Annotated in this window: 11 protein-coding genes; 8 read left to right on the top strand and 3 right to left on the bottom strand. The window is 75.8% G+C overall.

The features are described from left to right. Nucleotides 1-91 precede the first annotated feature (91 nt). Nucleotides 92-1,315 carry a four-carbon acid sugar kinase family protein gene (locus tag IE219_RS25030; protein ID WP_189981399.1) on the top strand — a complete coding sequence of 408 codons (1,224 nt, stop codon included), beginning with the start codon at nt 92-94 and terminating at the stop codon, nt 1,313-1,315. Between the two features lie 9 nt (nt 1,316-1,324). Here the strand turns inward: IE219_RS25030 and IE219_RS25025 are convergent, their stop codons facing one another. Beyond that, the gene (locus tag IE219_RS25025; protein ID WP_189981397.1) at nt 1,325-1,945 is read right to left on the bottom strand and encodes a cysteine hydrolase family protein; all 621 of its coding nucleotides are present in this window, start codon (nt 1,943-1,945) and stop codon (nt 1,325-1,327) included. Between the two features lie 88 nt (nt 1,946-2,033). Then, nucleotides 2,034-3,059, bottom strand: a complete 1,026-nt coding sequence (locus IE219_RS25020) for a GlxA family transcriptional regulator (protein WP_189981395.1) — start codon at nt 3,057-3,059, stop codon at nt 2,034-2,036. Nucleotides 3,060-3,219: 160 nt separating this feature from the next. Here IE219_RS25020 and miaB point away from each other — a divergent pair, with 160 nt between their 5' ends. Continuing rightward, a complete protein-coding gene (miaB, locus tag IE219_RS25015) occupies nt 3,220-4,749 on the top strand; it encodes a tRNA (N6-isopentenyl adenosine(37)-C2)-methylthiotransferase MiaB (RefSeq protein WP_189981393.1) in 1,530 nt (509 codons plus the stop codon). Nucleotides 4,750-4,827: 78 nt separating this feature from the next. Beyond that, nucleotides 4,828-5,535, top strand: a complete 708-nt coding sequence (locus IE219_RS25010) for a class III extradiol dioxygenase subunit B-like domain-containing protein (protein WP_189981391.1) — start codon at nt 4,828-4,830, stop codon at nt 5,533-5,535. A gap of 144 nt (nt 5,536-5,679) precedes the next feature. On the opposite strand, the gene IE219_RS25005 is transcribed toward IE219_RS25010, so the two are convergent. Further along, entirely contained in the window at nt 5,680-5,931 is a 252-nt protein-coding gene (locus IE219_RS25005; RefSeq protein ID WP_189981389.1) for an antitoxin, read from the bottom strand. A gap of 208 nt (nt 5,932-6,139) precedes the next feature. Between IE219_RS25005 and miaA the strand changes: the two genes are divergently transcribed. The 5 genes from miaA (at nt 6,140) to IE219_RS24980 (ending at nt 12,538) form a co-directional block, all read left to right on the top strand. Further along, nucleotides 6,140-7,078: a tRNA (adenosine(37)-N6)-dimethylallyltransferase MiaA gene (gene miaA, locus IE219_RS25000; protein WP_189981387.1), complete on the top strand. Its 939-nt coding sequence runs from the start codon at nt 6,140-6,142 to the stop codon at nt 7,076-7,078. A gap of 107 nt (nt 7,079-7,185) precedes the next feature. After that, nucleotides 7,186-7,638 carry a hypothetical protein gene (locus IE219_RS24995; RefSeq protein WP_189981384.1) on the top strand — a complete coding sequence of 151 codons (453 nt, stop codon included), beginning with the start codon at nt 7,186-7,188 and terminating at the stop codon, nt 7,636-7,638. Nucleotides 7,639-7,735: 97 nt separating this feature from the next. Further along, nucleotides 7,736-8,617: a diaminopimelate epimerase gene (gene dapF / locus IE219_RS24990; protein ID WP_189981382.1), complete on the top strand. Its 882-nt coding sequence runs from the start codon at nt 7,736-7,738 to the stop codon at nt 8,615-8,617. 188 nt (nt 8,618-8,805) lie between these two features. Beyond that, entirely contained in the window at nt 8,806-10,929 is a 2,124-nt protein-coding gene (locus IE219_RS24985; protein WP_189981380.1) for a RelA/SpoT family protein, read from the top strand. 97 nt (nt 10,930-11,026) lie between these two features. Beyond that, a complete protein-coding gene (locus IE219_RS24980) occupies nt 11,027-12,538 on the top strand; it encodes a M1 family metallopeptidase (protein WP_189981378.1) in 1,512 nt (503 codons plus the stop codon). Nucleotides 12,539-12,631: the final 93 nt, after the last annotated feature.

The raw sequence follows: 12,631 nt of genomic DNA, 5'->3' as shown, positions 1-12,631 counted from the left end.
ACGCGCGGGCGCGTCGGGAGCGAGGGTGGTGCCCGCCGCCCCGTCCCGCCGTACGCCTCCGGTACGGCCCCGAGTTCCGAGGAAGCCGCCGATGCGTCCCGCCCGGTCCGCCGTCGCCCCGCCCGACCCGCCGCCCGCCGTCGCCGTCCTCGCGGACGACCTGACCAGCGCGGGTGACGGGGCGGCGCCGTTCCGCCGGGCCGGCCGTCCGGCCCGGGTGCTGCTCTCCGGCACCCCGCTCACCGGGCACGGCCGGGCGGCGGACGTCCTGGCCGTGGACCTCGGCAGCCGGCTCCTGGACGAGGCCGGGGCCGTCCTGCGCACGCGGGAGGCGGCGCGGGCCCTGGCCGGGGCCGGACTGCTGCTCAAGACGGTCGACTCGACGCTCCGGGGGCACGTCGCCGCCGAGATCAGAGCCGCCCGGGAGGGCTCGGGCCGCCGCTCCGTCGTGATCGCCCCCGCCTTCCCGGCGGAGGGCCGCACCACCCGCCTAGGCGTCCAGTACGTGCGCGGGACGCGGGCCGACGAGAGCGAGTTCGCCCGCGACCCGGCGCATCCGGTCCGTACCGCCGACCTCGCCGGGATCCTCCCGGAGGCCGTCCTCGTCGGCCCGGACGTCCGGGCCGGGCTTTCCGCCCTGCTCCCGGACGGCGGCCTCTTCGTCTGCTCGGCCGCCACCGACGAGGAGCTGGACCGGATCGTCGCCGCCGTGCCCGACCCCGGCGCCGTCCTGTGGGTCGGCTCCCCGGGCCTGGCGGCCGCCCTCGCCCGCCGCCACCCCGCACCGGCCGCCCCCGGGACCGGCGGGACGGACGCCCCGCCCACCGCCGTCCGCCCGCTGCTCGCGGTGGGCAGCGCGAACCCCGCGACCCGCCGCCAGCTCGCCCTGATCGGGCGGGAGCCCGGCGCGGTGAGCGTCGCGGCCGACGGTCCCCCCGAGGCCGTCGCCGCCCGGCTGCGGGCCGCCGACACCCCCGTACGGATCGTGCACACGCCGCACGAGCGGCGGGCGGACCCGGCGGGGCCGACCCGGCTCCTCGCCGCCTCGGTGGCGGCCCTGGCCGCCGGAGGACCGGCCTTCGACGGCCTCGTCCTCACCGGCGGCGAGACCGCCGAGGCCGTGCTGCGCGCCCTCGGCGCGGTCGGCCTCGACCTCCACGACGAGCCCGAGCCGGGCATCGCGCGCGGCGTCCTGGCCGGGCCGCCCGGCGCGCCCCGGCTGCCGGTCGTCGTGAAGGCGGGCGGCTTCGGCGACGACGCCGCCCTGCTCCGCCTGCACGCCCTCCTGACCGGAGGCCCCGGGCGGAGCCGCTGAGGAGCCCGGTCAGGCGCGCAGGTCGGCCGCCGTCGGGACCACCACGGCGAACACGTCGGTGAGCCCGGTCAGCGCCGCCCGCTTGAGCTCGGCGGCCGGCACGACCGTCCCGTCCGGGGCGGTCAGCGAGCGGGTCGCGGTGGCCTCGGCGACGACGGTGGGCCGGTAGCCGAGGTTGAAGGCGGCCTGGGCCGTGTAGTTCACGCACATGTGCGTCATGAACCCGGCGAGCACCAGGTCCTTGCCGCCGCCCGCCGCGAAGCCGAGGCCGGTCAGGACCTTCTCCAGGTCGGTGGCGTGGAAGGCGTTCGGGTAGTTCTTGACGACCACCGGCTCGCCCGCCACCGGGGCGACCTCGTCGCTGATCGCGCCGACGGGGGCGGTCAGGTCGTACGGGGAGCCCTCGCCCGAGTCGTGCTGGACGTGGACGACCGGGGCACCGGCGGCGCGGGCCAGGCCGAGCAGGCGCGCGGCCTCGGCGACGGCCTCCTCGGCGCCCTCCAGCGCCATGACGCCGGAACGGTAGGTGTTCTGGAGGTCGATGAGGACGAGGACCGCGTCCGCGAGGCGGGCCGGCTCGTCAGTGAGGCCGGAGAGGGCGCGCAGCGGGGTGGACGGGGTGACGCTCATGGTCGGGACCTTTCGTGGGTGTGCGGGCACGGCGCAGCCGCCCGGCCCGCGGGAACAGTGAAGGGGAACGAAGGAAAAGAAAGGGAGGTCAGCCGGTGCGGAAGCGGCGCCGGTAGGCGGCCGGGGTGGTGGCGAGCCGCCGCCGGAACGCCCGGTGCAGGGTCTCCACCGAGCCCAGCCCGGCCCGCGCCGCCACCTCGGCGAGCGGCGCGTCCGAGGTCTCCAGGTGCCGCCGGGCCACCTCGATCCGGGCCGCCTCCACATAGGCGGCGGGGCTGGTCCCCGTCTCCTGCGCGAAGACCCGGGCGAAGTGCCGCTCGCTCAGGCACATCCGGGCGGCCAGCCGCTCCGCCGGAAGCTCCTCGTCGAGGTGGTCGGCGATCCACAGCCGCAGCTCGTCGATGTCCCGGCGGCCGGCCGCCGGACGGCTCAGCGGCACCGAGAACTGGCTCTGGCCGCCCTGCCGCTTCAGGTACATGACCAGCTGCCGGGCGACCGCGAGCGCGGTCTCCTCGCCCAGGTCCTCCGCCACCAGGGCGAGGGACAGGTCGAGGCAGGCGCTGATCCCGGCCCCGGTCCACAGCCGGCCCCGGTCCGCCCGTACGAAGATCGGATCGGGGTCGACGGTGACCTCCGGGTGGTCCGCCGCCAGCCGGGCCGCCGTCGACCAGTGGGTCGTCGCCGTCCGCCCGTCGAGGAGCCCGGCCGCCGCGAGGACGTGCGCGCCGACGCAGACCGAGGCCACCCGGCGGGCGTGCGGGGCGGTCGCCCGCACCCACTCCACCACCTCCGGGTCCAGCCTCGGCGCCAGGTCGCCGTTCCCGTCGCGGTACACCGCCCCCGGCACCAGGAGGGTGTCGACGTCCGCCCCGACCTCGTCGAAGCCGAGGTCCGCGACCAGCCGCACCCCGGCCGAGGTCCGCACCTCCCCGGCCCCGCCGGGCGCGGCCAGCCGCACCCGGTAGCGGTCGGCGCCGCCGGTCTCCCGGCCGGCCAGGGCGAAGACCTCGGCCGGGCCGGTGACGTCGAGCAGGTCCACGTCGGGGAAGACCGCGACGACGACCCGGTGCGCGGGGCGCGTCCCGGGGGCGGCGGCGGAGGTCGTCTCGGTCATGCCCCCACCTTCGCCCGCCCGGCGCGTGACGGCAATGACGATTCCCTGGCACATCCGGACACCGGGGGCGGTCCGGCGCCCGGCGGTTCCGCACCGGCCCGGCGCCGGGGGCGGCCGGAGGCCCGCCGGGGAGCGCCTACTCTTGAATACTCTTGTAGGCATGACCAGCAGCAGCGACCGGAGTCTCACAGTGGGCATCGAAGGACCGAAGACCTACGACATTCGCACCTACGGGTGCCAGATGAACGTCCACGACTCCGAGCGGCTCTCCGGTCTGCTGGAGGAGGCCGGCTACGTCCGCGCCCCCAAGGACGCCGACGGCGCCGACGTCGTCGTCTTCAACACCTGCGCGGTCCGCGAGAACGCCGACAACAAGCTGTACGGCAACCTCGGCCACCTCGCCCCCATGAAGACCGCCCGCCCCGGCATGCAGATCGCCGTCGGCGGCTGCCTGGCGCAGAAGGACCGCGACACCATCGTCAAGCGGGCCCCCTGGGTGGACGTGGTCTTCGGCACCCACAACATCGGCAAGCTGCCGGTCCTCCTGGAGCGCGCCCGCGTCCAGGAGGAGGCGCAGGTCGAGATCGCCGAGTCGCTGGAGGCGTTCCCGTCCACCCTGCCGACCCGCCGCGAGTCGGCGTACGCGGCCTGGGTCTCCATCTCGGTCGGCTGCAACAACACCTGCACCTTCTGCATCGTCCCCGCCCTGCGCGGCAAGGAGGAGGACCGCCGCCCCGGCGACATCCTCGCCGAGATCGAGGCCCTCGTCTCCGAGGGCGTCTCCGAGATCACCCTCCTCGGCCAGAACGTGAACGCGTACGGCTCCGACCTCGGCGACCGCGAGGCGTTCTCCAAGCTCCTGCGCGCGTGCGGCTCGATCGAGGGCCTGGAGCGGGTCCGCTTCACCTCCCCGCACCCGCGCGACTTCACCGACGACGTCATCGCCGCCATGGCCGAGACCCCGAACGTGATGCCGCAGCTCCACATGCCGCTCCAGTCCGGCTCGGACACCGTCCTGAAGGCGATGCGCCGCTCGTACCGCCAGGAGCGCTTCCTCGGCATCATCGAGAAGGTGCGCGCCGCGATCCCGCACGCGGCCATCTCCACCGACATCATCGTCGGCTTCCCCGGCGAGACCGAGGAGGACTTCGAGCAGACCATGCACGTGGTCCGCGAGGCCCGCTTCGCGAACGCCTTCACCTTCCAGTACTCCAAGCGCCCCGGCACCCCGGCGGCCACCATGGACGGCCAGATCCCCAAGGAGGTCGTGCAGGCCCGCTACGAGCGCCTCGTCGCCCTCCAGGAGGAGATCTCCTGGGACGAGAACAAGAAGCAGGTCGGCCGCACCCTGGAGGTCATGGTCGCCGAGGGCGAGGGCCGCAAGGACGGCACCACCCACCGCCTCTCCGGCCGCGCCCCCGACAACCGCCTCGTCCACTTCACCAAGCCCGACGAGGACGTCCGCCCCGGCGACGTGGTGACCGTCGAGATCACCTACGCCGCCCCGCACCACCTGCTCGCCGAGGGCCCCACCACCGCCGTCCGCCGCACCCGCGCGGGCGACGCCTGGGAGAAGCGCACGGCCGAGGCCGCCGCCAAGCCCGCCGGCGTCCTCCTCGGCCTGCCGAAGATCGGCGTCCCGGCCCCCCTCCCGGCCGCCGACGCCCCGGCCTGCGGCGTCGGCCACTGACCCGGCCGGCATCCGGGTCCGGGGCACCGGCCCCGAACCCCACCGCACGCCCCGGCCCGGGGCAGTAGGCTGCGGATCATGCTTGTCGCCGCAGCCGTGTGCCCCTGTCCGCCGCTGCTCGTGCCCGAGGTCGCGAGCGGTGCAGCCCCCGAGCTGGACGCCGTGCGCACGCACTGCGCCGACGCCCTCGGGGTGCTCGCCGCAGCCCGGCCCGACCGGCTCGTCGTCGTCGCCCCCGCCCCCGAGGGCGGCCGGGGCGCCTTCCCGGCCGGTTCGTCCGGCGGCTTCGCCGGATTCGGCGTGGACCTCTCCGTCCGCCTGGGCGAGGGGGAGGGCGGCGGGCGTCCGCTGCCCGCCGCGCTCGCGGTCGGCGCCTGGCTGCTCTCCCGCGCCGCCGGGACCGGCGTCCCCGTCGAGGGGTACGGCGTCGGCGAGCGCACCGGCACCGAAGAGTGCGCGGAGACCGGCCGGAGCCTGGCCGGATCGGCGGACCGGGTCGCCCTGCTCGTCCTCGGCGACGGCAGCGCCTGCCGGACCGTGAAGGCCCCCGGCTACCTCGACGAGCGGGCCGAGCCCTTCGACGCGGAGGCGGCCCGGGTCCTGGGCGCCGCCGACGTGCCCGGCGTCCTCGCGCTCGACGCGGAGCTGGCGTACGAGCTGAAGGCCGCCGGCCGCGCCCCCTGGCAGGTCCTCGCGGGCGCCGCGGACGGCGCGGGCCTCTCCGGCCGCCTCCTCCACGAGAGCGCCCCCTACGGCGTCGGCTACCTGGTCGCCGTCTGGTCCTGACCCGGGCTCCCTCGCGTGCGGGGGCCGGTCCGGCCCTCCACGGAGCCGTACCCCCGTCAAGCTCCTGCGCGCGCCCGCGCGTGAACGGCGGACGGCCGCGGAGCGGGTGCTCCGCGGCCGTCCGCCGAGGGCGGGTCCGGGTGGTCAGGCCGCCGGCGGCGGGGTCGGGCCGCCGGACGTGCCGCCGTCCTTGTTGCCGATCCGGTCGATGGCCTCCTTGGCCTTGCCGGTGCCGGACTGGATCTGCCCGCTGTACTTGCCCTTGGTCTTCTCGTCGACCACCTTCGCGGCCTTGTCCAGACCCTGGTCGATCTTGTCCCCGTGCTGCTGCGCGAGGTCCGCGACCTTGTCCTTGGCCGGGCCCAGCTTGGCCTTCAGCGAATCCATGAGACCCATGGGTCACCCCTCCGTCTCCGTCGTCGCGGCCGCCGCGGAGCGGCGCCGACCACGTGCTCGTCCTTGATGCGGTCCTGCGGTCCTTCCGGCGAAACACGGTGGGAACACGGTGAAAACGCCCAGAACCACCTTCCAGCCTACCCGGCGGGAACCCCGTGATCCGGGAACGGCGGCCGGAGCCGCGCCGGAGGTTTGGGAGACTGGTGGGGTGAGAAGCGCAGCTCCCGCCCCGCGGGTCATCGCCGTCGTCGGCCCCACGGCGGCCGGAAAGTCCGACCTGGGTGTCCACCTGGCCCGGCAGCTCGGCGGCGAGGTCGTCAACGCCGACTCGATGCAGCTCTACCGGGGCATGGACATCGGGACCGCGAAACTGACCCCGGAGGAGCGCGGCGGGGTGCCGCACCACCTCCTCGACGTCTGGGACGTGACGGAGGCCGCCAGCGTCGCCGAGTACCAGCGCCTCGCCCGCGCCGAGATCGACCGGCTGCTCGCCGAGGGCCGCACCCCGGTCCTCGTCGGCGGCTCCGGCCTGTACGTGCGCGGCGCCGTGGACGCCCTGGAGTTCCCCGGCACCGACCCCGGGGTCAGGGCCCGCCTGGAGGCCGAGCTGGAGGAGCGCGGCTCCGGCGTCCTGCACGCCCGGCTCGCCGCCGCCGACCCCGCCGCCGCGGCCGCGATCCTCCCCGGCAACGGCCGCCGGATCGTCCGCGCCCTGGAGGTCATCGAGATCACCGGCAAGCCCTTCACCGCCAACCTCCCCGGCCACGAGTCCGTCTACGACACCGTCCAGATCGGCGTCGACGTCGCCCGCCCCGAACTCGACGAGCGCATCACCACGCGCGTGGACCGCATGTGGGAGGCCGGACTCGTGGACGAGGTGCGCGCCCTGGAGGCGCGCGGACTGCGCGAGGGGCGCACGGCCTCCCGCGCGCTCGGCTACCAGCAGGTGCTCGCGGCGCTCGCGGGGGAGTGCACCGAGGAGGAGGCGCGCGCCGAGACCGTGCGCGCCACCAAGCGCTTCGCCCGCCGCCAGGACTCGTGGTTCCGCCGCGACCCGCGCGTCCACTGGCTCAGCGGGGCCGCCGACCACCGGGGGGAACTCCCGCGGGAGGCGCTGTCGTTGGTCGAACGAGCGGTTACAGCCTGATCACGTGATGGCATCGGGACGCACTGTCCGTCATTTCGGCGGTCGTGAGCGTGCCATCATCGAGCATCGATCGACAAGTGGAGTCCGAGTGGGGAGGGCGCGTGGCGATGGAGGCCGGCCCTCGCGACAGAGAACAGCACGAGGCGGCACCGGGGAGCGCCCCGGGGCTGACCCCCGACGGTCCCGACGACGCCGAGGGCAGTGCCGTCGAGGTGGACGCCGACGAGGTCGAGGTCGAGCTGCGCCCGCAGCGCCGGCTGCGGATCTGGCAGCTCGCCCCGATCGTGGGGCTCGCCGCCGTCGGCTCCCTGATGTTCGCCTTCCCGCTCGCCTTCGGCTCCGGCGAGGGCGGCGCGGTCGTCGCCATGCTCGGCCTGCTCATCAGCCTCTGCGCGGCCGGCTGGGGCATGATGGCCGCCCGCCGGGTCGGCCACACCTGGCCGGGCCTGCCCGCGCGCGGCTCCGGCGAGCGCCCCGACTGGCGGGTGCTCCTGCTGTACGCGACGACGATCGCCGCCCTCGTGGCCCTGGCGGTCTGGCGCGTCGCCCGGCTCCGCTGACCCCGCCCCGCAGGCCGCTGGCCCGTACGGCGGACCCGGCGGACCGCCCTGTGGACAACCCGGCCGGACGCCGGCCCGGCACCGTACAGTTGATCTCGTGACCAGCACGCAGACCACCCCGCTCCGGTACCTCAAGGGCCACGGCACCGAGAACGACTTCGTGATCCTCCCCGACGCGGAGAACGAGACCGACCTGCCCGCCGCCCTCGTCGCCCGGCTCTGCGACCGCCGGGCCGGCCTCGGCGGCGACGGCGTGCTGCACGTCGTCCGCAGCGCCGCCCACCCCGACGCCCGCGCCATGGCCGACGAGGCCGAATGGTTCATGGACTACCGCAACGCCGACGGCTCGACCGCCGAGATGTGCGGCAACGGGGTCCGGGTCTTCGCCCGCTACCTGGAGCACGCCGGCCACGTCACCGCCGGCGAGGTCGCCGTCGCCACCCGGGGCGGCGTCAAGCGCGTCCACCTCGACAAGGACGGCTCCGTCACCGTCTCCATGGGCCGCGCGGTCCTCTCCGAGGACGGCGTCACCGTCGCCGTCGACGGCCGCAGCTGGCCCGCGCGCAACGTCAACATGGGCAACCCCCACGCGGTCGCCTTCGTCGAGGACCTCGCCCACGCCGGCACCCTCCACGACGAGCCGCCCTACGAGCCCGCCTCCGTCTACCCCGACGGGGTCAACATCGAGTTCGTCGCGGACCGGGGCCCCCGGCACGTCGCCATGCGGGTCCACGAGCGCGGCGCCGCCGAGACCCGCTCCTGCGGCACCGGCGCCTGCGCCGTCGCCGTCGCCACCGCCCGCCGGGACGGCGCCGACCCCGCCGCGACCGGCACCCCCGTCACGTACACCGTCGACGTCCTCGGCGGCACCCTCGTCATCACCGAGCACCCCGACGGCGAGATCGAGATGACCGGCCCGGCCGTCATCGTCGCCGAGGGCACACTGGACCCCGCCTGGCTCGCCGGAACCGGGGCCTGAGAAACTTCCGGCGAGACCCCGAAGAAATCGAAACGGTCAACGACCGCCCTGTCGCTCGAATGGGTGATCCGATTCACGCTGGGCGAGAGGGCGACTGCGCCACGTGGTGGGGTCGGTAACATCAAGCACCGGCCCCCCGGGCTCCGCCCGCCCGTCCACCGCCGGTCGACGCCCGCCGGAGGTGCCCCATGAGCGCAGAGGCCACGAACCCCCTGAGCGCGGCCGAGGCCGCGACCGCCGACCCCGGCGCCCGCAGACGCTCCCGCGCCCGCCTGGACCTGCGCCGCCTCGGCCGCGCCGCGCTCCTCGGCGCCACCGCCGGACCCGCCTCCCGCGACCGGCTGCCCGACGCCATCAGCCACGTCGCCGAGGCGCACCGGGCCCACCATCCCGAGGCCGACCTGTCGGTCCTCCGCCGGGCCTACGTCCTCGCCGAGTCCTCGCACCGGGGCCAGTTCCGCAAGAGCGGCGAGCCGTACATCACCCACCCGCTCGCCGTCACCCTGATCCTCGCCGAACTCGGCGCCGAGACCACCACCCTGACGGCCTCGCTCCTGCACGACACCGTCGAGGACACCGACGTGACCCTCGACCAGGTGCACCACGAGTTCGGCGCCGAGGTCGCCTACCTCGTCGACGGCGTCACCAAGGTCGAGAAGATCGACTACGGCGCCGCCGCCGAACCCGAGACCTTCCGCAAGATGCTCGTCGCCACCGGCGACGACGTCCGCGTCATGTCGATCAAGCTCGCCGACCGGCTCCACAACATGCGCACCCTCGGCGTCATGCGGCCCGAGAAACAGGCCCGGATCGCCAAGGTCACCCGCGACGTCCTCATCCCCCTCGCCGAGCGGCTCGGCGTCCAGGCGCTCAAGACCGAACTGGAGGACCTCGTCTTCGCGATCCTCCACCCCGAGGAGTACGAGACCACCCGGGCGCTCATCGCCGGCACCGCCGGCACCGGCTCCCCCGACGAGCTCGCCGCCGTCGCCGACCGGGTCGGCGCCGTGCTCCGCGAGGCCGGGATCGCCGCCGAGGTCCTCGTCCGCCCCCGCCACTTCGTCTCCGTCCACCGCGTCCACCTCAAACGCGGCGAGATGCGCGGCTGCGACTTCGGCCGCCTCCTCGTCCTCGTCGCCGAGGACGCCGACTGCTACGCCGTCCTCGGCGAACTGCACACCTGCTTCACCCCGGTGATCTCCGAGTTCAAGGACTTCATCGCGGCCCCCAAGTTCAACCTCTACCAGTCGCTGCACACCGCGATCGCCGCCCCCGACGGGGCCGTCGCCGAGGTGCTCATCCGCACCCACCGCATGCACAAGGTCGCCGAGGCAGGCGTCGTCGCCCTCGGCAGCCCCCACACCCAGGCCCCCGAGGCCCCGGACACCGCCGACGACGCCGAGCGCGCCGACCCCACCCGGCCCGGCTGGCTCGCCCGCCTCCTCGACTGGCAGCGGGCCGTCCCCGACGCCGACACCTTCTGGAGCTCGCTCCGCGCCGACCTCGCCGAGGACCGCGAGATCACCGTCTTCCGAGCCGACGGCGGCACCCTCGGCCTGCCCGCCGGCGCCACCTGCGTCGACGCCGCCTACGCCCAGCACGGCGAGGCCGCCCACGCCTGCCACGGCGCCCGCGTCAACGGCCGCCTCGCCCCCCTGAGCACCGCCCTCTCCGACGGCGACACCGTGCAGCTCCTCCTCGCCCAGGACGCCGGCTCCGGCCCCTCCCGCGCCTGGCTCGACCACGCCCGCACCCCCGCCGCCCGGATCGCCATCACCGCCTGGCTCCAGGCCCACCCCGAGGCCGCCGAGCGGCCCGCCGCCCCCCGCCCCCAGCTCAACGTCGCCGCCGACCGCAGCTCCAGCGCCGAACTCCACGCCGACCTCGACGGCGAGCCGCCCGCCGCCGTCCGCCCGGCGGGCTGCTGCACCCCCGTACCGCCCGACGAGATCACCGGCTTCCGGGTCCGCGGCGGCGCCGTCACCGTCCACCGCACCAGCTGTCCCGACGTCGACGCCATGAACCGGCGCGGCCGCAGGCCCGTCCCCGTCCGCTGGGGCGACGCCGCCCGCTGCCGGGTCACCCTGGTCGCCGAATCGTTCGGCCGCCCCGGACTCCTCGCCGACCTCACCGAGGCCATCGCCACCGCGGGCGCCGAGGTCGTCTCCGCGACCGTCGCCCCGCCGAACGAGCAGCGCGTCCTGCACACGTACACCCTCCAGCTCCCCGACGCCGCCGGACTCCCCGCCCTCATGCGCGCCATGCGCGACGTCCCCGGCGTCTACGACGTCGGCCGCACCCACCGCCGCTGACCCGGCGCCCCGGCCCGCCCCCGGACGACCTCCTTCGGGTGGCGGGCGCGCGCGTCGCACCCGGACGCGGGCCGGACCCCTGATAGCCCTGGGGCCCATGGCGCACACACCCCGGCCCGCCGCCCCCGCACCCCCGCCCGCACCCCCGCCCACCCGGCGCCGCCGTCGGCTCCGCGCCGCCGCGCTGGCCGCCGCCTCCACCGCACTGGTCGCCGCCGCCCTCCCCGCCCCGACCCCGCTCGGCATCGGCGACCCCCTCTTCCCGCAGCTCGGCAACCCCGGCTACGACGTCCTCGCCTACGACATCGACCTCACCTACTCCGGCGTGAACACCGAGCCGCTCACCGCCGTCACCCGTGTCCGCGCCCTCGTCACCGCCGACCTCGACCGGCTCCACCTCGACTTCACCCACGGCACGGTCTCCTCCGTCACCGTCGACGGCGAGCCCGCCGCCCACCAGGCCGCCGGCGAGGACCTCGTCATCACCCCGGAGGAGCCCCTCACCGCCGGGCAGCCCGTCACCGTCACCGTCCGCCACACCAGCGACCCGCGCGGCCCCGCCGACAGCGGCGGCTGGGTCCGCACCACCGACGGCCTCGCCATGGCCAACCAGGCCGACGCCGCCCACCGCGTCTTCCCCGCCAACGACCACCCCTCCGACAAGGCCCTCTTCACCTTCCGGATCACCGCCCCCAGCGCGCTGACCGTCGTCGCCGGCGGCCTGCCCGTCCGCCGGGCCGACCACGGCGCCACCACCACCTGGACCTACCGGGGCCGCCACCCCATGGCCACCGAACTCGCCCAGGTCTCCATCGGCCGCTCCGCCGTCCTGCACCGCCCCGGCCCGCACGGCCTGCCCGTCCGCGACGTGGTCCCCGCCGCCGACCGCGAGGCCCTGGAGCCGTGGCTGCGCCGGACCCCCGGCCACCTGCGGTGGATGGAGGGCAAGGTCGGCCCGTACCCCTTCGAGACCTACGGCGTGCTGGTCGCCGACGCCGCCACCGGCTTCGAGCTGGAGACCCAGACCCTCTCCCTCTTCGAGAAGCGCCTCTTCACCGACACCCGCTTCCCCCAGTGGTATGTGGACTCCGTCATGGTCCACGAACTCGCCCACCAGTGGTTCGGCGACAGCGTCTCCCCGCGCGCCTGGTCGGACCTCTGGCTCAACGAGGGACACGCCACCTGGTACGAGGCGCTGTACGCCGAGGAGACCGCCGGCAGGACCCTGGAACGGCGCATGAAGGCCGCGTACGCCGCCTCCGACGGCTGGCGCGCCGACGGCGGCCCGCCCGCCGCACCCCGCCCGCCCGCGCCCGGCCACAAGATCAGCCTCTTCCGGCCCGTCGTCTACGACGGCTCCGCCCTCGTCCTCTACGCCCTCCGGCAGGAGATCGGCGCCGACGCCTTCGTGCGCCTGGAGCGCCGCTGGGTCCTCGACCACCGCGACTCCACCGCCGCCACCGCCGACTTCACGGCCCTGGCCGAGCGGGTCTCCGGCCGCGACCTCGGCGCCTTCTTCGACGGCTGGCTGTACGGCGCGAAGACGCCGCCGATGCCCGGCCACCCCGACTGGACCGCGCTTCCGCCCCGGCCCGGAAAACCGGGGTGACGGGCCGTGCCGGGGCGTGTCACCATTTTCCCGTCGGCGCCGCTGCCGGACGGGGAATCTTCCGCCGCCCGCACACGTTGTACCGACACCACC

The organism is Streptomyces termitum, from assembly GCF_014650175.1.
Lineage (GTDB): Bacteria > Actinomycetota > Actinomycetes > Streptomycetales > Streptomycetaceae > Streptomyces > Streptomyces termitum.
The sequence above is the reverse complement of the archived record's forward strand: the minus strand, read 5'-3'. Positions and strand labels throughout refer to the sequence as shown.